This is a genomic window from Pseudomonas sp. NFX98, assembly GCF_047784845.1.
GTDB lineage: Bacteria > Pseudomonadota > Gammaproteobacteria > Pseudomonadales > Pseudomonadaceae > Aquipseudomonas.
Window position 1 is genome coordinate 344,147 of sequence record NZ_JBLNNF010000002.1, and the last position, 18,362, is coordinate 362,508.

Annotated in this window: 15 protein-coding genes; 11 read left to right on the plus strand and 4 right to left on the minus strand. The window is 59.7% G+C overall.

Annotated features, from left to right (window positions below; genetic code table 11):
• Positions 1-2 precede the first annotated feature (2 nt).
• The gene (locus ACM110_RS04010) at positions 3-695 is read right to left on the minus strand and encodes an RES family NAD+ phosphorylase (RefSeq protein ID WP_416126666.1); all 693 of its coding nucleotides are present in this window, start codon (positions 693-695) and stop codon (positions 3-5) included.
• A complete protein-coding gene (locus ACM110_RS04015) occupies positions 689-1,093 on the minus strand; it encodes an antitoxin Xre-like helix-turn-helix domain-containing protein (protein WP_416126667.1) in 405 nt (134 codons plus the stop codon). The genes ACM110_RS04010 and ACM110_RS04015 overlap by 7 nt, the downstream gene beginning before the upstream one ends.
• Before the next feature lie 156 nt (positions 1,094-1,249).
• Here ACM110_RS04015 and ACM110_RS04020 point away from each other — a divergent pair, with 156 nt between their 5' ends.
• The 10 genes from ACM110_RS04020 to ACM110_RS04065 all read left to right on the plus strand — a co-directional run bounded on the left by ACM110_RS04020 (position 1,250) and on the right by ACM110_RS04065 (position 13,493).
• Positions 1,250-2,512 carry an epoxide hydrolase family protein gene (locus ACM110_RS04020; protein WP_416126668.1) on the plus strand — a complete coding sequence of 421 codons (1,263 nt, stop codon included), beginning with the start codon at positions 1,250-1,252 and terminating at the stop codon, positions 2,510-2,512.
• 150 nt (positions 2,513-2,662) lie between these two features.
• Complete coding sequence (locus ACM110_RS04025) at positions 2,663-4,234, plus strand: aldehyde dehydrogenase family protein (RefSeq protein WP_416126669.1); 1,572 nt, start codon at positions 2,663-2,665, stop codon at positions 4,232-4,234.
• Between the two features lie 23 nt (positions 4,235-4,257).
• Positions 4,258-5,592 carry an acetyl ornithine aminotransferase family protein gene (locus ACM110_RS04030; RefSeq protein ID WP_416126670.1) on the plus strand — a complete coding sequence of 445 codons (1,335 nt, stop codon included), beginning with the start codon at positions 4,258-4,260 and terminating at the stop codon, positions 5,590-5,592.
• Between the two features lie 29 nt (positions 5,593-5,621).
• Positions 5,622-6,398, plus strand: a complete 777-nt coding sequence (locus ACM110_RS04035) for an ABC transporter substrate-binding protein (protein WP_416126671.1) — start codon at positions 5,622-5,624, stop codon at positions 6,396-6,398.
• 95 nt (positions 6,399-6,493) lie between these two features.
• Positions 6,494-8,557 carry an FAD-dependent oxidoreductase gene (locus tag ACM110_RS04040; RefSeq protein WP_416126672.1) on the plus strand — a complete coding sequence of 688 codons (2,064 nt, stop codon included), beginning with the start codon at positions 6,494-6,496 and terminating at the stop codon, positions 8,555-8,557.
• Between the two features lie 33 nt (positions 8,558-8,590).
• The gene (locus ACM110_RS04045) at positions 8,591-9,277 is read left to right on the plus strand and encodes an ABC transporter permease (protein WP_416126673.1); all 687 of its coding nucleotides are present in this window, start codon (positions 8,591-8,593) and stop codon (positions 9,275-9,277) included.
• Positions 9,274-9,990 carry an ABC transporter permease gene (locus tag ACM110_RS04050; RefSeq protein ID WP_416126674.1) on the plus strand — a complete coding sequence of 239 codons (717 nt, stop codon included), beginning with the start codon at positions 9,274-9,276 and terminating at the stop codon, positions 9,988-9,990. Before ACM110_RS04045 ends, ACM110_RS04050 begins: the two co-directional genes overlap by 4 nt.
• A 38-nt stretch (positions 9,991-10,028) precedes the next feature.
• The gene (locus ACM110_RS04055; RefSeq protein WP_416126675.1) at positions 10,029-10,850 is read left to right on the plus strand and encodes an ABC transporter ATP-binding protein; all 822 of its coding nucleotides are present in this window, start codon (positions 10,029-10,031) and stop codon (positions 10,848-10,850) included.
• 66 nt (positions 10,851-10,916) lie between these two features.
• On the plus strand, positions 10,917-12,269 hold the full coding sequence (locus tag ACM110_RS04060) for an aspartate aminotransferase family protein (RefSeq protein WP_416126676.1): 1,353 nt from the start codon (positions 10,917-10,919) through the stop codon (positions 12,267-12,269).
• A gap of 3 nt (positions 12,270-12,272) precedes the next feature.
• Positions 12,273-13,493 (plus strand): P1 family peptidase, encoded by a 1,221-nt coding sequence (locus ACM110_RS04065; RefSeq protein ID WP_416126677.1) that lies wholly within the window; start codon positions 12,273-12,275, stop codon positions 13,491-13,493.
• Between the two features lie 133 nt (positions 13,494-13,626).
• On the opposite strand, the gene ACM110_RS04070 is transcribed toward ACM110_RS04065, so the two are convergent.
• The gene (locus tag ACM110_RS04070; RefSeq protein ID WP_416126678.1) at positions 13,627-14,493 is read right to left on the minus strand and encodes a MurR/RpiR family transcriptional regulator; all 867 of its coding nucleotides are present in this window, start codon (positions 14,491-14,493) and stop codon (positions 13,627-13,629) included.
• Between the two features lie 61 nt (positions 14,494-14,554).
• Positions 14,555-15,682: a diguanylate cyclase gene (locus tag ACM110_RS04075; protein WP_416126769.1), complete on the minus strand. Its 1,128-nt coding sequence runs from the start codon at positions 15,680-15,682 to the stop codon at positions 14,555-14,557.
• Positions 15,683-16,071: 389 nt separating this feature from the next.
• Between ACM110_RS04075 and katG the strand changes: the two genes are divergently transcribed.
• Positions 16,072-18,327: a catalase/peroxidase HPI gene (gene katG, locus ACM110_RS04080; protein WP_416126679.1), complete on the plus strand. Its 2,256-nt coding sequence runs from the start codon at positions 16,072-16,074 to the stop codon at positions 18,325-18,327.
• Positions 18,328-18,362: the final 35 nt, after the last annotated feature.

Genomic DNA, 18,362 nt, shown 5'->3' on the forward strand with positions numbered 1-18,362 from the left:
CCTCAGGCTTCGCTGATCTGGTTGACGCTGGTGATCTGCCGGTTCCAGATCATCTCGTAATGGGCAGTCTGGATAATCGACAGCACAGGCCTTGGGGTCATCAATGCCCAGCAATGGCTACCCTGCCGGCGTACGGAGTGATAGCGCAAACCAGGGCACCGCGCTTTTCTGATGGCCGTGCCGAATCGATGGGAATCGGCGTAATCGTCGGGGTCGTAGATCGAATCGGTCATGGCAATGGTCGTCGCGTCTTTCATCGCCTTGTCCACGAAAGAACACGACAGCCCACGGAAAACAAAGCGTTCATAGTTGAGGTTGTGCACCTTCGACCAATACAGCGTTTGATGATGCTGCACCTCGGCCAACGCCGTTTCCAGGGTGTCGGCCAGGTACAACACGCCAAAACTGCCATCGCTGAAGCGTGAGCCCGCCGGATTGACGTGGGTGAACGGCGCGGTCGCGTAAGAGCAACCGGGAATGCCGAACGGGATCTCGCTGCGGGCGATCAGTTCAAGGTGCCCTACTTCGTTCTTCAAGCGCGGATTGGTCAGCGCCTGGATCTCGTACAAGACCTCGAACTCGTCCGCATCGGCCACGTCATCAAACATCGCGATCGGCGGAAACTTTGAATTGACCAAGCGGTAGGCCTGCAACGGCTCACCGGCAAACACCGGCAGCTGATTGACCTTCACCATTGCGCGCCCCGCAGCGCATCGATCCGCCGAAACGTCTCGTACAAGGCAATCATGTCGCCCTGAGACATGATCTCCAGCGGACTTCGCCCATTGAAAAACTCGTTGTCGTTGGCCATCGACGGGAAGCCGTAGACGTTTTCCGGGTTATCGAAGATCAAGCGCAACGTGGCGTGGATGTTCAGCACGAAGCTGATGCGCTGCATCTGATCGGCATCCAGCGCCACCGCCCACTCGGGATCGCGTTGGCGGGCGCGAGTGTAGGTGCTGCGGGAAATGCGCAGGATGCGACAGGCCTGTTCACTGGACGCCGCCCATTTCTCAAGGATGCCGACGGCTGCGCGCAGGCCGGTGACGCACTGGTTCTTGGTGAATGTTTGCGCCTGGAGGGCGAGTGACATGTCCTGTACCCCGTTATGAATCTATAGACTCAAACATAGCCATAGCGAATCTGTAGATCAAGTTAACTGCGACCAGTGGCGCAGGCCCGTTTCCGGGGCACGTGCCATGCTCAATACGGGCGATTTCATCGTCCCCACACAGCAGAGGTGATGAAGATGAAGCTCATGTTTGCGGTCGTCTTCAGCTTCCTGTTTTACGTATCCATCCCGGCAAATACAGCGTCCGCCGACGACAGCATCCGCCCCTTCAAGATCGCGATTGCGCAACAGGATCTGGTCGATTTGCGCCAACGCATCTCGGCCACCCGCTGGCCCGATAAGGAGACCGTCGACGATACCTCCCAGGGCGCGCAACTGGCGCAGATGCAGGCGTTGATGCGCTACTGGGCCACGGACTACGACTGGCGCAAGGCCGAGGCCCAGCTCAACGCATGGCCGCAATTCGTGACGACCATTGACGGCGTCGACATCCATTTCATCTGGGTGCGCTCCCCTGCTCCCAAAGCCCTGCCGATGATCATGACCCACGGCTGGCCGGGTTCGGTGTTCGAGTTCGTCCAGGTCATCGGCCCACTGTCCGATCCGGTCGCCCACGGCGGCAAGGCTGAAGATGCCTTCGACCTGGTGATTCCGTCCATTCCCGGCTACGGCTTTTCCGGCAAACCGAGTGGCACCGGTTGGGATCCGGATCGCGTTGCGCAGGTCTGGGCGCAGTTGATGCAACGCCTCGGCTACCAGCAATACGTCGCGCAAGGCGGCGACTGGGGCGGCCCCATCACCGGCGCGATGGCGCGGCAGGCGCCGCCGGGGTTGCGCGGCATTCATCTCAATTTGCCGGCGACGATCCCGCCCGAGGCAGGCGCCGCGCAGGCCGTCGCAGGCCCCGCACCGGCGGATTTCACCCCACAGGAACGCGCGACTTACGATGCCGTTGCCAAACTGATCAAGCAGGGAAACCTGGCTTACAGCGCGATGATGGCCGCCCGCCCCCAAACGATTGGCTACGGCGTGACGGATTCCCCGGTCGCCCTCGCCGCGTTCCTGTTGGTGCATCCGGGGTTTTCCCTATGGACCTACGGCGCAGACCCGAAACAGTTGCCGACCCGCGATCAAGTGCTGGACGACATCACGCTGTATTGGCTGACCAACAGCGGCGCATCTTCGGGCCGCTTGTACTGGGAAAACAAAGGCCGCAGCCCGCTGTCATCCACTGCCCAGAAGACCAGCGAAATCTCGCTGCCGGTGGCGATTACGGTGTTTCCGCAAGACGTCTACTCCCCGCCGGAGAGCTGGGCCCGGCGCGCCTACCGCAATCTGATCTACTTCCGCCAGGCAGAGAAAGGTGGTCATTTTGCAGCCTGGGAACAGCCGCAGCTGTTCACCGAAGAACTGCGCACGGCGTTTCGTTCATTGCGTTGAGGCTCCGTTGACCGCTACTTCAATCGCGCTCAGCGACCGCAAGAAATAAACCAAATGATTCACTTGACTAGATTATGATTCAAGTGAATCATTCGCTCACTGTGTCACTCCCAAGTCGCCGTACCCCGCCGGTACCCGAGGAAAACAACAATGAGCGATTTCAAACTGACGTATTCCACGATGTTCAACCCACCCGCCGAACTGCATCAGCAATTCGAGCGCGCCATGGCCGTGCTCAAGCACGATCTGGGGCGCGATTACGGGTTGTTCATCGATGGCAAGAACGTGGTTAGTCTGAACAAGATCGAAAAACGCAGTCCGATCGACCAATACTGGTTGCTGGGACGCTTTCACATGGCCGGTGAATCGGAGGTCGACGCCGCGATGGCCGCCGCGTGCAAAGCCTTTGCGGGCTGGCGCGCAACCGCTTGGCAAGTCCGCGTCGAACGGCTGCGTAAAGTGGCGCGACTGATCGAAGATCGGGTCTATCGAATCGCTGCGGCGGTCAGTCTCGAAACCGGCAAGAACCGCATGGAAGCCTTGGGCGAAGTCCAGGAAACCGCGGTGTTCTTCGATCACTACTGCGATCTGATGGAGCAGAACCAGGGTTTTGATCAGGTCCTGCCCAACGACCCCCTGGACGATTTCACCAGCACCAATCGCAGCGTGCTCAAACCCTACGGCGCCTGGGTGGTGATTGCGCCTTACAACTTCCCGTTCGCCCTCGCCGGCGGTCCGAGCGCCGCGGCCTTGGTTGCGGGTAATACAGTGGTGCTCAAGGGCGCCAGCGAAACTCCGTGGGCCGGTCGCCTGTTGGCCGAATGCATTCACGATGCCGGCATACCCGACGGTGTCTTCAACTACCTCAATGGCAGCGGCAGCGTGGTCGGGCAAGCGCTCGTCGACCATCCGCAAACCGCCGGCATTACATTCACCGGCTCCTATGACGTGGGCATGCACATTGCGCGCGCTCAACTTGACAAGCCCTATCCAAAGCCCTGCATCGCCGAAATGGGCGGCAAGAATGCGGTGATTGTCAGCCGCCATGCCGACCTTGATCGCGCGGCCCTGGGCATCATTCGCTCCGCCTTCGGCATGCAAGGACAAAAGTGCTCGGCGCTATCGCGCATCTACGTGGAGAAACAAGTGGCCGAGCGTTTGATCGCCCTGCTCACCGAAAAAATCCACGCCATCAAGATCGGCGATCCCGCCGTAGAGAGCAACTGGATGGGCCCGGTCGTGACCCGCAAGGCCTACGAAAATTTCGCCACCTACAGCACGCAACTGCAGCAACAAGGTGCACGCCTGATCACCGGTGGCGAACAACTGAAAAGCGAGCCTTATGTCGCCGGTTTTTACTGCACACCTACCTTGGCCGAAGCACCGCTGAGCCACCCCCTGTGGACGGTCGAAATGTTCCTGCCAATCGTCATGCTTGCCCGGGTAGATAGCCTCGACCAGGCCATGCAGCTGACCAATGCCAGTCAGTACGGACTGACGGCAGGTTTCTATGGCAACGACGAGGAAACCGGCTGGTTCTTCGACAATGTCGAGGCTGGCGTCACCTATGCCAACCGCCCTCAAGGTGCGACAACCGGAGCCTGGCCAGGCTATCAGCCATTCGGAGGCTGGAAAGGCTCGGGCAATACCGGCAAGGCCATCGCCTCGTTCTACTACTTGCCCCAGTACCTGCGCGAACAGTCCCAGACCCGCGTCGAATAAACACATTCACAAGGAACACGCACGTGCAAAACGCCCATAACAAGCATCTGCTCACCGCCCTGCCCGGCCCCAAATCCCTCGCCATGATCGAGCGCGACAACGCTGTGGTTTCACCGTCCTACCCGCGCGACTACCCATTCGTGATGAGTCACGGCCGAGGCGCCGAAGTCTGGGATGTGGATGGCAATCGCTTCATCGATTTCGCCAGCGGCATCGCAGTGTGCTCGACCGGCCACAGTCATCCAAAAGTGGTCGAAGCGGTAAAAAATGCCGCCGATAAATTCCTGCATATTTCTTCCGATTACTGGCATGAAGAACAAGTGCGCCTGGCGGAAACCCTCAACCGTCTCTCGCCCTTCGGCGAACCCGCCATGACCTTCTTCTGCAACTCCGGCACGGAGGCGGTCGAAGGTGCGATCAAGCTCGCACGCTATGTCACCGGACGCTCGCGATTCATTGGTTTCATCGGCGGTTTCCATGGCCGGACGATGGGTTCGTTGGCCTTTACCGCAAGCAAATACACGCAACAGGCCGGGTTCTTCCCGAGCATGCCGGGTGTGACCCATATTCCCTACCCGAACAACTACCGGCCGCTGCTGGCTGGTGAAAATCAGGGCGCGGCGGTGCTCAATTATCTGGAAAACGTGTTGTTCCAGAGCAACGTTCCGGCTCATGAAGTCGCAGCGATCCTGCTTGAGCCGATTCAGGGCGAAGGCGGTTATCTGGTGCCACCGGATGGTTTCCTGGAGGGCCTGCGCGCGCTCTGTGACCGCCACGGCATTCTGCTGATTGCCGATGAAGTGCAGTCAGGCGCCGGGCGCACGGGAAAGATGTTCGCTTGCGAGCACTGGGGCCTCAAACCGGACATTGTGACCATGGCCAAAGGCTTGGGTTCAGGCTTGCCGATCGGCCTGGTCACTGCCAAGAAAACCATCATGCAACAGTGGAAACGCGGCGCCCACGGCAACACCTACGGCGGCAATCCTCTGTGCTGTGCTGCCGCTTCCGCCACTCTGGACCTGGTGGAAAACGGCTTCATGCAAAACGCCGCGCAAATGGGCGAGTACCTCACGGGTCGTCTGCTGGAGCTACAAGCGCGCTACCCGGACCTGATCGGCCAGGTACGCGGCAAAGGCCTGATGATCGGCATCGAGCTGATCACCGACCGCGTCACGCGTGAACCGGCCAAGGCCTTCGCCGACCAACTGTTGCATACCGCCTATCAAAAAGGCCTGTTGCTGTTGACCTGCGGTGTCAGCACCGTGCGGCTGATGCCGCCATTGATGATCGACAAAACCCTGTGCGACGAAGCCATTGAACTGCTCGAAGCCGCACTCGCCGAAACCCTGAACGCCTGATTCAACATCACTCCCCGAGGAAAGCAGACATGAAGAAGTTGCACGGTGTATTGGCAGTTGTATTGAGCCTGACGACCCTCGCCGCAACGGCAAAAGACTGGCAGGAGATTCGCCTGGCTACCGAGGGTACCTACGCGCCCTTCAATGAAATGGGGCCGGACGGCAAGCCACGGGGATTTGACATCGACATCGCAGACGCCATTTGCAAGCAGATGAAAGCTCAATGTACCTGGACGATCCAGTCCTGGGACGGAATGATTCCAGCGCTTCTGGCAAGGAAATACGACGCCATTGCCGCCTCGATGACGATCACCCCGGACCGTCAGCAAAAAATCAACTTCACCAACAAGTACTACACCTCTTTCGCTCAACTGATCGCCAAGGCCGGCGCGCCGTATGACGCAGCCAAACCCTCCACGCTCAAAGGCGTGCGCATTGGCGTGCAGTCGGAAACCACCCATGAAAAATTCGCCAGGGAAGTGCTGGCCAAAGGCGGCGCTGAGATCGTCACGTATCAGTCTCTGGAAGAAACCTACATGGACCTGAAAAATGGTCGTCTGGATGCCGCGCTGCAAGACACCATTCCGGGTATAGAAGGATTCCTCAAGAAGCCTGACGGGGTCGGTTATGCGCTAGTCGGCGAGCAAGTCAGCGACCCCGAATACTTCGGCGAAGGCCAAGGCATTGGCTTGCGCAAAGAAGACGTCGACCTGAAGGTAGCGATGGACAAAGCCCTAGCGGAAATCATCGCCAACGGAACGTACGAGGCCGTGCGCAAAAAGTACTTTGACGTACCAATCCTCTGACCGGCGACGGCCGCGGCCCAACGAGCCGCGTCCACATCATCGACCATGAATAACAAAAACAATGCGGCTGCTTGATCAGCCGGGAGGGTTTTGCCGTGTCTCGCGATCCACGTTTCGACATACTTTTCGAGCCCTTGCAGATTGGGCCGGTCACAGCCAAGAACCGCTTTTTCCAGGTTCCCCATTGCAACGGCATGGGCTGGACACAGCCGCGCGGACTGGCCGAACTGCGTCGCGTCAAAGCGGAGGGAGGCTGGGGTGTCATCTGCACCGAAGAAGTGGAAATTCATCCCACCAGTGATTGCTCACCGTTCCATGAAGGTCGTCTGTGGAGCGATCTGGATATTCCAGCCTTGGCTTTGATGGCTGAAGCCGTGCACGGTTACGGCGCACTGGCAGGGATCGAAATCATGCATCACGGCCCGTCATGCGCTAACTATGACAGCCGGGAAATCCCGATCGGCCCCTCCCATCGACCGATTACCTATTACTCGCCGGTCCAGGCGCGGGCCATGAGCAAGAGCGACATCCGTGAGTTGCGCCAGTGGCACCGGCAAGCGGCATTGCGCGCCAAACGCGCCGAGTTCGACATCGTCTACGTTTACGCCTCCCACGACCTGGGCCTGCCCATGCACTTTCTGCAACGGCGCAAGAACGATCGCAGCGACGAATACGGCGGCAGCCTGGAAAATCGCGTGCGCCTGTTGCGCGAGCTGATCGAAGACACCAAGGATGCCGTGGGCGATCGTTGCGCTGTGGCCGTGCGCCTGGGCGTCGAGGAACTGCTGGGACCCGACGGCATCGTCAGCGCCGAGGAAGGGCGTGACATCATCGCCATGCTCGCCGAACTGCCGGACCTGTGGGACGTCAACGTCAGCAGTTGGTCCAACGACAGCGTGACCTCGCGGTTCAAAAAGGAGGGTTACCAGGAAGAACACACCGCCTTCGTCAAATCCCTGACCAGCAAGCCGGTGGTTGGCGTCGGTCGCTTTACCTCGCCCGATACCATGGTCAGTCAGATTCGCCGTGGCGTGATGGATTTCATCGGCGCGGCCCGGCCCTCCATCGCCGACCCGTTCCTGCCGAACAAGATCAACGAAGGACGCACCGACGACATTCGCGAATGCATCGGCTGCAACATCTGCGTGTCCAGCGATTACTCCAGCTCCAACCTGCGCTGCACACAAAACCCGACCATGGGCGAAGAATGGCGCCGCGGCTGGCACCCGGAAAAGATTCCGCCACGCGGCTCGGACAAGACCTTGCTGGTGGTCGGCGCTGGCCCCGCGGGACTGGAGGCCGCATTGGCCGCTGCCAAGCGCGGCTACGATGTGCACCTGGCCGAAGCCAGCAGCGAATTGGGCGGACGGGTTTTGCGCGAATCCAGCCTGCCGGGCTTGATCGAATGGGGTCGGGTGCGCGAATGGCGAATCGGTCAACTGCTGCCGATGACCAACGTCAACATCTACCGCGAGAGCCCACTGGGCGCTGCCGACATCCTCGAGTTCGGGGCCGGGCACGTGGCGCTTGCCACCGGCTCACACTGGCGCCGCGACGGTGTCGGTCGAGCAAACGGGTGGGCGATCCCGGGTTTCGATTCCCCCCATGTGTTCACACCCGACGACCTGATGGCCGGGCACGTGCCTGAGGGACCGGTGGTCATTTTCGATGACGATCATTACTACATGGGCAATGTCCTGGCCGAACGCTGTGTGGAACTGGGGCTGAAAGTGACCTTGGTCACCCCTGCCCTGCAAATCGCCAGTTGGGCCAGCAACACCCTGGAATCCACCAGCATCCTCAAGCGCCTGATGACGCTGGACGTCGACCTGGTGCGTCATCACAACATCACTCGCCTGGAAAACGGCAGCGTGTATCTGCGCTGCGAGATCACCGGTCAGCTGCGCGAACTGCAATGCCGATCACTGATCAATGTTACGGCTCGCTTGCCCAACGATGCCCTGCACGAAGAGTTGCTCGGCAACAGCAGTGTGCTGAGCGAAGCCGGCATCAGTACCGTCAGCCTGATCGGTGACAGCCAGGCACCCGGCACTATCGCCGCTGCGGTGTATCAGGGACACAAATTCGCCCGCTATCTGGACAGTGATCTGGCGCCCCACGAATACGCTCGGGAATTGCCGCTGATCCAGGTTGGATAATGCCCGTGCCCGTTAAAAAATGAGATTGCAGACATGCTATATGGATACGCAGACAGCATCCTGACCGGTTCGTGGGTGACGATAAAAGTCGGCCTGTGCTCCTTCGCCGTAGCCTTGGCGCTGGGCCTTGTGGTTGCCAACGGCAAACTCTCCGCGCATCGCTGGCTGGTGTGGGTTTCGACCGGTTTCACCTCGGTCATGCGCAGTGCGCCGGACTTTGTCTGGTTGTTGTTTCTTTACTACGGCGGGCAAACCGCGCTGAACCTGCTCGGTCAGCGCATGGGGTTCCAGGTCATCGATATCGATGCCTTTGCCGCCAGCGTGATCATTCTCGGGGTGATCTATTCGGCCTACCTCGCCGAGACTTTTCGCGGTGCCTTTCTGGCGGTCGACAGAGGCCAGGCGGAATCGGCGCAGGCATTCGGTTTCAACAAGCTGCAGGTACAACTGCACATCGTCTTTCCACAAATGATGCGCTTCGCCTTGCCGGGAATCAGCAACAACTGGCTGGTGATGCTCAAGGCTACAGCGATTACCTCGATGGTCAGCCTCAATGAGCTGATCTTCCTCTCGCGCTCGGCCGGCAAAGCCACCGGGCACGGCTTGGCGTTGTTGCTGGTCGCCGCTCTTGTCTACCTGATGTTGAGCACGGTTTCAGTCATCGCGCTCAGGCTTCTCGCCACGCACTATGCCGCCGGCAGCAAGGAGATCACCTTATGAACTGGCACGTTGTCTTCGATAATCTGGCGCTGTTTCTCTGGGGCGACGGCACCCGCACAACGGGGCTACTGCTGACCTTGCAGTTGTTCGCGACCTCCCTCGGGCTGGGACTGATACTGGCGATTCCGTTGTCGCTGCTGCGGGTGTCGAGCAATCCGTTGCTACGCACGCCGGTCTGGTTGTTTACCTACGTGTTTCGCGGCACGCCGCTGCTGGTGCAGATCTACATCATTTACTTCGGTCTGGCCGAGGTCAGCTGGATTCGAACCAGTTGGGCCTGGACCTTCCTGCGCGAGGCGTACATTTGTGCCTGGCTGGCGATTGGTTTGAATACCGCGGCCTACACCATCGAAATCCTCTCCGGGTGCATCCAAAAAACCTTTCATGGCGAGATCGAGGCAGCACGTGCCATGGGTATGAGCCGGTGGACGCAGATGCGCCACATCATCTTGCCCGGGGCGATGCGTCGTGCGATCCCGACCTACAGCAATGAAGTGGTCCTGACTCTGCACTGCACCGCCCTGGCCTCCAGTATCACGTTACTTGACCTGGCGGGTGTCGGTCGCGCGATCAGCATGCGCTACGCCTCGCCCTACGAAGCCTACATCGCGGCACTGGTGCTTTATGCGGCGTTCACCGCCCTGGTGTTTCTGCTGTTCCGCCTCGCCGAAGGCAAATGGCTGGCATACCTGCGACCTCGCTCAGCCCATTGATGACAAGACAGCCGCCCATGGCTGCAAAGGTGAATCACATGTCCAAACTCCAGGTCAACGACCTGCACAAAAGCTACGGGCAGCATGAAGTGCTCAAGGGTGTTTCCCTCACCGCCAATGCCGGTGATGTGATTACTCTGATCGGCTCCAGCGGCTCGGGAAAAAGCACCTTCCTGCGCTGCCTAAACCTGCTGGAACAACCTCAGGCCGGCGAAATCATCTGGGACGGTACGCCCATCGCCATGAAACGCGGCCGGGACGGTAGCCTGCAGGCACGGGAAGCCAGGCAGTTGCAGAGTCTGCGCACTCAACTGTCGATGGTGTTCCAGAGCTTCAATCTTTGGGCACATTTGACTGTGCTCGAAAATGTTATCGCGGCCCCCATGCGAGTGCAGAAGCTGAGCCGGGCTGAAGCCACGGAAAAAGCCGTTCGCTACCTGAACAAGGTGCAGATTGATCCGACGCGGTTTGCCAACAGCTACCCCTCGCAATTGTCGGGCGGGCAACAGCAGCGCGTTGCGATTGCCAGGGCCTTGGCGGTGGAGCCGCAAATGCTTCTGCTCGACGAACCAACGTCAGCCCTCGACCCGGAATTGGTCGGCGAAGTGCTAAGTGTCATCCAGAGCCTGGCCAGCGAGGGCCGCACGATGATTATGGTGACCCATGAGATGAACTTTGCCCGTGAGGTGTCCAGCCACGTGATCTTTTTGCACCAAGGCCGGATCGAAGAACAAGGCCCGCCGGCGCAGTTGTTCCGGGCACCGTCCAGCGAGCGGTTGAAAACCTTCCTCGGTAGTTCACATCGCAGCCTGGAAAGCTTTGTCACGCCAGCAAATAAACCATTTGTTTCATTGATATAACAAATAAAACAATCGAGACAGCTCGCGTTTCACCCGCTCGACGGGTGGCGCCAAGGAAGTGTGCGCATGAGTCATATTTTTCACCGCAATCCTGGTCAAAATCTGCCTGTCGCCGTGCGTGGCGAAGGTTGCTATCTGATTGACGCCAACGGTCGTCGCTACTTCGATGGTTCCGGCGGCGCGGCGGTCTCCTGCCTGGGCCATTCCCACCCGACCGTGATCCGGGCCATGAAACAGCAGATGGAGGCGCTGGAATACGCCCACACCAGCTTCTTCAGCAGCGAGCCGGCCGAACAACTTGCCAGCCTGCTCGCCGAACACAGCCCATCGACGCTGGGCAATGTGTACTTTCTTTCAGGGGGCTCGGAGGCGATGGAAACCGCGCTGAAAATGGCCCGTCAGTACCACGTTGAAAACGGCCAGGGGCAACGCCACCACTTCGTCTCCCGCCGCCAGAGCTATCACGGTAATACCCTCGGCGCCCTGGCCATCGGCGGCAATGTGCCCAGGCGCAAGCTGTACGAACCCTTGCTGATGAAGACCACACAAGTCTCGCCCTGCTTCGCCTTTCGCTACCGGTCACCAGGTGAAAGCGACGCCAACTATGTCGAGCGCCTGGCCGTGGAACTGGAGCAAACGTTTCTTGAACTCGGGCCGCACACGGTGGCCGCCTTCATCGCCGAAACTGTGGTCGGCGCGACGTCCGGGGCGGTTGTCCCGGTGCCGGGTTACCTAGCACGGATGCGCGAGATTTGCGATCGCTACGGCGTGCTGCTGATTCTCGATGAAGTGATGTGCGGCATCGGACGGACCGGAACCTACCACGCGTTCGAACAGGAGGACGTGCTGCCCGATCTGTTGATTCTGGCCAAGGGCCTGGGTGGCGGCTTCCAACCCATCGGCGCGGTGATGGCCAGTGATCAGGTGGTGCACACCATCCGCGCCGGCAGCGGCAGTTTCCAGCATGGCCACACCTACATCGGGCATCCGCTGGCCTGCGCCGCAGCCCTGGCGGTGCAGCAGGAAATCATCGGACAGGACCTGTGCGGCAAAGTCCGCAGCAGCGGTGAGCTGCTTGGACAACTGCTCAAGGAACGCTTCGGCCAGCATCCCAATGTCGCTGACATACGAGGCCGCGGACTGTTCTGGGCGATTGAGCTTGTTCAGGACCGTGACGGCCACCAGCCTTTCCCGCCCGAGTTGCGCCTGCACGCCCGGATCAAACAGTCGGCACAGGCTCACGGCCTGCTCTGCTACCCCGGTGGTGGCACCATCGACGGAGTGAACGGCGATCACGTCCTGCTTGCACCGCCCTTCATCAGTAGCCCGGAACAACTGGCTTTCGCTGCCGACACGCTCGTCGTGGCGCTGGATGAATGCCTGGGCACTCGTCCAATTCAACAACAAAAAGAGGCATAGGCAATGAATCACCGTTATATGAACACAGCGCTGCTTGCTCTGAGTGCAACCCTACTCACCCAGGCAGCCCTCGCCGCTGAAACACCACAACGCGCCCGGGATATGGGAATTCCGTTCGAAGGTACACCGGGCAAGCTCAACGCGATTACCGACGTACCCGGCGTCGAAGTCGGCCAAATCACGCTCAACAGTGGCGACGGCAAACTGGTGCAGGGCAAAGGCCCGGTCCGTACTGGCGTAACCATGGTCCTGCCCCGTGGCAAAGCCTCGGTCAAAGGCGTGAACGGTGGTTTTTTCAACCTCAACGGTAACGGCGAAATGACCGGTCAATCCTATTTGCAGGATTTCGGACTGGTTTACGGCCCGATCGGCATTTCCAATACCAATGCCATTGGCCCTGTCTACGCCGGTATCACCGAATGGTCAGCCAACACCTTCGGCAATGCCATCTGGCCGGTGGTGGCTGAGACTTGGGACGGTCGCCTTAATGACATCGAAGGGCTGCACGTAAAACCCGAACATGCGATTAGCGCGATCAAGGCCGCCAAGAGTGGAGCGGTGCAGGAAGGCAACGTCGGCGGCGGCAACGGCATGGTGTGTTTTGGCTTCAAGGGCGGTATTGGCACCTCGTCGCGGGTGGTCGAGGTTGATGGAAAGCCCTACACCGTCGGCGTGCTGGTCCAGTGCAATACCGGGCAGCGTGACGTCTTGCGCATCGCAGGCATTCCGGTCGGTCAGGAACTGGCACAAAAATGGCTGGGGTGCTTCCAGCCCGGTGTCGCGGCGACGGACAAAACACCGCATTGTCAGAAGAGCGGTGATGGCGGCGCCCCGAGCAAGGACCAGGGTTCGATCATAATCGTGGTCGCCACCGACGCACCGCTGCTGGCCACGCAGTTGAACCGCATCGCCAAACGCGCCTCCATGGGTCTGGCGCGCATGGGCTCATTCGCCGGCAATGGCTCCGGAGATATCATCGTGTCGTTTTCGACCGGTGACGCGATCAACGATGTCGAAGAAGCCGAACCGGTCACCGTGACCCAGTTCCCGAACGACAAGATTGATCCGGTGTTCAACGCCACCGTGCAGGCCACCGAAGAAGCCATCACCAATGCACTGGTGGCGGCTCGAGACATGACCGGTATCGACGGCTATACCTCGTACGCCCTGCCTCATGGCGAACTGACCGGCATATTGAAAAAGTACAACCGGTTGCAGCCGTAGGCTCGCCCCTACAGGAGCACGCGTTCCTCTGCTGGGCCACCGAAGGCTGCGATCTTTTGATCCTGAAAAATCAAAAAATCGCAGCCTCATTGCACTCCACAGCGCCTACCGGGGGAAATGCATTCGGTTGTGCTCACTCGACATAGACACTGAACCGCTTGAGTTGCGCTTCACTGTTGGCGATTTGCTGAAGGCTGTCTTCACTGCCATTGGCAACCAGCAAGGCTGCCAGTGTCTGGGACACCGCCAGTGCCGGCACGACCGAAGGGAACAACGAAGGCGTGGCATTACGCACCACGATCAACACATCCGAAGGCGCCGCCACCGGCGACACCGGGCTGTCGGTAATCGCCACGACCCTGGCCCCGCGCTCGCGGGAAAACTGCACTGCTCGCAATGCATCCTGCGCATAGGGATGGTAACTGAACACCACCAAAGCATCATCCGGACCGATTCGGCGCAATTCGTCGGCAAAGGCCCCACCAATTCCACTCAGCAGTGTGGTGTTGTTCAAAAACATTCCGCAGACATAACTGAAGTAGTACGCCGCCGGAAACAGGCTGCGCAGACCGACCACATAAATGTCCTTGGCACCGGTCAACAGCGCATGGGCAGCGAGGATCTGCTCGTAACGTTCGGGGCTGAATGTGTCTTCCAGGTTGCTCTGCTCGGCGCTCACCATCTCGCTGATCAGCCCGGTGTTCTGATCCCCCTTCGACCGTTTGCGCAGGGCGTCGGCACGCTGGGTGAACATCGAATCCCGTTCGGTCAGCCATTGGCGGAAACAATCGCGAAGTTCTTCGTAGCCACCAAATCCCAACTGCCGGGCCAGACGCAGCATGGATGCCGGTTGCAACCTGGCCATACCCGCCACCGTGCGCATCGATTGCAAGGCAACATCGTTGGGGTGATCAAGAATGAAGCGGGCTGCGCGCTGGAGCGTTGGCGTAAGCGAATGAAAAGTTTCTTCAATGAGCTTGTCTAGTTGATGCTTGTCCATAAATTCCTTCACCCCGATACTGAGCCAATCCTAACATGGGGCCAGTCGCTGGTTTGCAGACTTATTCGGACACCGCCACCTGATTACGCCCACGGGCCTTGGCGCGATACAGCGCCTTGTCGGCGTTGCTCATCAAGCTGTGCAAATCCTTTTCACTGGATTCCATGGACGCCACCCCGATGCTGGCGGTTATGCAGTGCACAGGCCCGGTCATCAGGCCGGAAATGGAGTGCACCAGTTCTTCGGCGATGTTTTGTGCGGCTTCAAGGGAAGTGTCCGGCAGCAACACGGCAAATTCCTCTCCCCCTAGTCGACCGTAGACGTCGGTTTCGCGAAATGACCGGCAGATGACCACACCCATCTGACGCAGCACCTGGTCGCCGACCTGATGCCCATAGGTGTCGTTGATGTGTTTGAAATGATCCATGTCCAGCATCACCGCACACAGCGGCAACTGATAATTCTGGCAATGGTTATACAGGCGCTGGGCCTGCTCGAAAAACGCCCGGCGATTCTTCAGGCCGGTCAGTTCGTCAGTCTGTGCGGCGCGTGTGGAAATGCTGTGGGCCAGCTCCATTTCACGGGTCAGGCGGAAGGCCGTTTCCAGCGCATCGGAGAGTTTGCGGGTGGCGCTGCACACGAATGAGGCGAACACCAGAACGGCCATGGCCATGCCGACTTGCAAGGTCGACGGCTGGAACAACAGCCAGAAGGTACAGGGCAACAACACCAGCGCGATGGACACCACAGTCATGTAGCGATAGGCCGAATAGCAGGACACCGCGCTCACGGACATGCCTACGGTAAACAGCATCACCAGCGCCTGGGCCAGCAGATCGTCGGCCGGCATGACCGCCAGCGCGCCACCGCCCCAGATGGCGGCGGACAGCACCAGCGTACCGAAATAGATACGTTCCCAGCGTTGCGGTGTGCGCGCCTCGTCCGGGCTGTGGAAATAGGCCACGAACATCAGGATGCGCAACAACGTCGAGCCCGTCAGCAGGGCGACCCACCAGGCAACGACGCCATGATCAAAACGCTCCCAGCACAGCCAGCACAGCATGACCAATGCCAGGAAACTGCCAAAAACCGCTGAAACCGATTGCCGAAACAACTGATGCAACCGGTCGGTGCGCACCTGCTGGGCGATGTAGCTTTCCTGCTCGAGCCGAAATCCGGGGCCATCCATTGAGTTCGCCTGATAATGCTGAGGTGAATAGAGCCATTGTGGCACATTGCTCATGGTCACGTGCTCCGCTGAGAGATTGCGCCTATCAGCAACTAATACTCCGACTATTAGCTGACTTCCCAATAGGGGTCTAGCCTTATCTAGCGCCGGCGCTTTCTGGCCGGTTCAGACCTGATGAGGAGATAAGAATGAGTCAGAAACTGACAGGGCGTACCGTGAGTCCCTGTGTTGGCAATTCCCTTGCCACTCTCGAGAATACCCACGCGACCACAACGATCATTTGATCGATATGCCGGTCCCGCAGCCTGTGTCATGGATCTCACTCACCGTTGTCCCGAGCCCGCACCGGGCCGAACCGCTGAATGAACTCGACCAAAGGTAGCTCACACATGGCAACTGAATCGAAATGCCCGTTTCACCAGGCCGCCGGTGGTGGCACAACAAACCGCGACTGGTGGCCTAACCAGCTTAATCTGAAAATCCTGCACCAGCACTCGTCCCTGTCCGACCCCATGGACGAGGGCTTCAACTATGCCGAAGCGTTCAAGGCCCTGGATTTTGCAGCGGTCAAACGCGACCTGACGGCACTGATGACCGACTCTCAAGACTGGTGGCCCGCCGACTTCGGCCACTATGGCCCGCTCTTCGTGCGCATGGCCTGGCACTCCGCCGGCACCTACCGCACCGGTGACGGCCGTGGTGGCGCCGGGTCCGGCCAGCAGCGCTTCGCCCCGCTGAACAGTTGGCCGGACAACGTCAGCCTCGACAAGGCCCGGCGGTTGCTGTGGCCGATCAAGCAAAAATATGGCCGCAACATTTCCTGGGCCGACCTGATCGTACTCACCGGTAACGTTGCGCTGGAATCCATGGGCTTCAAGACCTTTGGCTTCTCCGGTGGCCGTCCGGATGTCTGGGAACCGGACGAGGACGTGTACTGGGGTTCGGAAAGCAAATGGCTGGCCGGCGACACCCGCTACGGCAAAACTGATGAACCGATGCAGAAACCCGGCGAAGGCCCACTGGTTGCCGAGCCTGGGGAAAACGAAGACACCCGCGTCGAGCCCGGTCGCAATCTGGAAAACCCGCTGGCCGCAGTGCAAATGGGCCTGATCTATGTGAACCCTGAAGGTCCGGAGGCCAATCCCGATCCGGTCGCTGCCGGCCTGGACATTCGCGAAACCTTTGGCCGCATGGCCATGAACGACGAAGAAACCGTGGCGCTGATCGCCGGTGGCCACGCCTTCGGCAAGACCCACGGCGCAGGCCCTGCGGACAATGTCGGGGCCGAGCCCGAAGCGGCCGGTCTTGAAGAACAGGGTCTTGGCTGGAGAAACAAATTCGGCACCGGCAAAGGCGCCGACACCATCACCAGCGGCCTGGAAGTCACCTGGACCACAACGCCGACCAAATGGAGCAACAACTTCCTGGAGAACGTGTTCGGTTTCGAGTGGGAACTGACCAAGAGCCCGGCGGGCGCCCACCAGTGGAAACCAAAAAATGGTGCCGGCGCCGGCATTATCCCGGATGCTCACGATCCATCGAAACGTCGTGATCCAACCATGCTGACCACCGACCTGGCACTGCGCTTCGACCCGATCTACGAGCCGATTTCGCGGCGCTTCCTGGAGAACCCGGATCAACTCGCCGATGCCTTCGCCCGCGCCTGGTACAAACTGATCCACCGTGACATGGGCCCGCTCTCGCGTTACCTCGGCCCGGAAATGCCCAACGAAGTGTTGCTGTGGCAAGACCCGATTCCAACGGTCGATCATGCGCTGATCAACGACAGTGATGTCGCTGCGCTGAAGGGCAAACTGCTGGCTTCCGGCCTGTCGGTTTCGCAGCTTGTTTCCACAGCATGGGCCGCGGCTTCGACTTTCCGTGGTTCCGACAAACGCGGCGGTGCCAATGGTGGGCGTCTGCGTCTGGCCCCACAGAAGTTCTGGCAAGCCAACCAGCCTGAGCAATTGGGAGATGTGCTGACTAAACTCGAAGGCATTCAAAGCGAGTTCAATGCCGGCGGCAAGAAAGTCTCGCTGGCGGATCTGATCGTGCTGGCCGGTTGTGCCGGTGTCGAACAGGCCGCGAAGAACGCCGGGCAAACCGTCACGGTGCCTTTCACGCCAGGGCGGATGGACGCCAGTCAGGAGCAGACGGATGTCGAATCTTTCGGTTTCCTCGAACCGATTGCCGATGGCTTCCGCAACTACCTAAAGGGCCGCTACACCGTTCCGGCGGAAAAACTGCTGATCGACAAGGCACAGCTGCTGACCCTCACCGCACCGGAAATGACCGCGCTGATTGGCGGTATGCGCGTGCTCAACACCAACGTCGGCAAAACCACCCACGGCGTCTTCACCAGCCGTCCGGAAGCGCTGACCAACGACTTCTTCACCAACCTGCTGGACATGGGCGTCGAATGGAAACCCGTGTCCGAGGCCAATGAAGAATTCACCGGTCGCGACCGCAAGACCGGCCAGCAGAAGTGGACCGCGACGCGCGTTGATCTGGTCTTCGGCTCCAACTCGCAGCTGCGGGCACTGGCAGAAGTCTATGCAAGCGCCGGTGGACAGGAGAAGTTGGTGAAGGACTTCGTGGCGGCGTGGACCAAAGTCATGAACCTGGACCGTTTTGACCTGAAGTGAGATAGCGACGTGTAGGTTGGCCACTTCGGCGATGA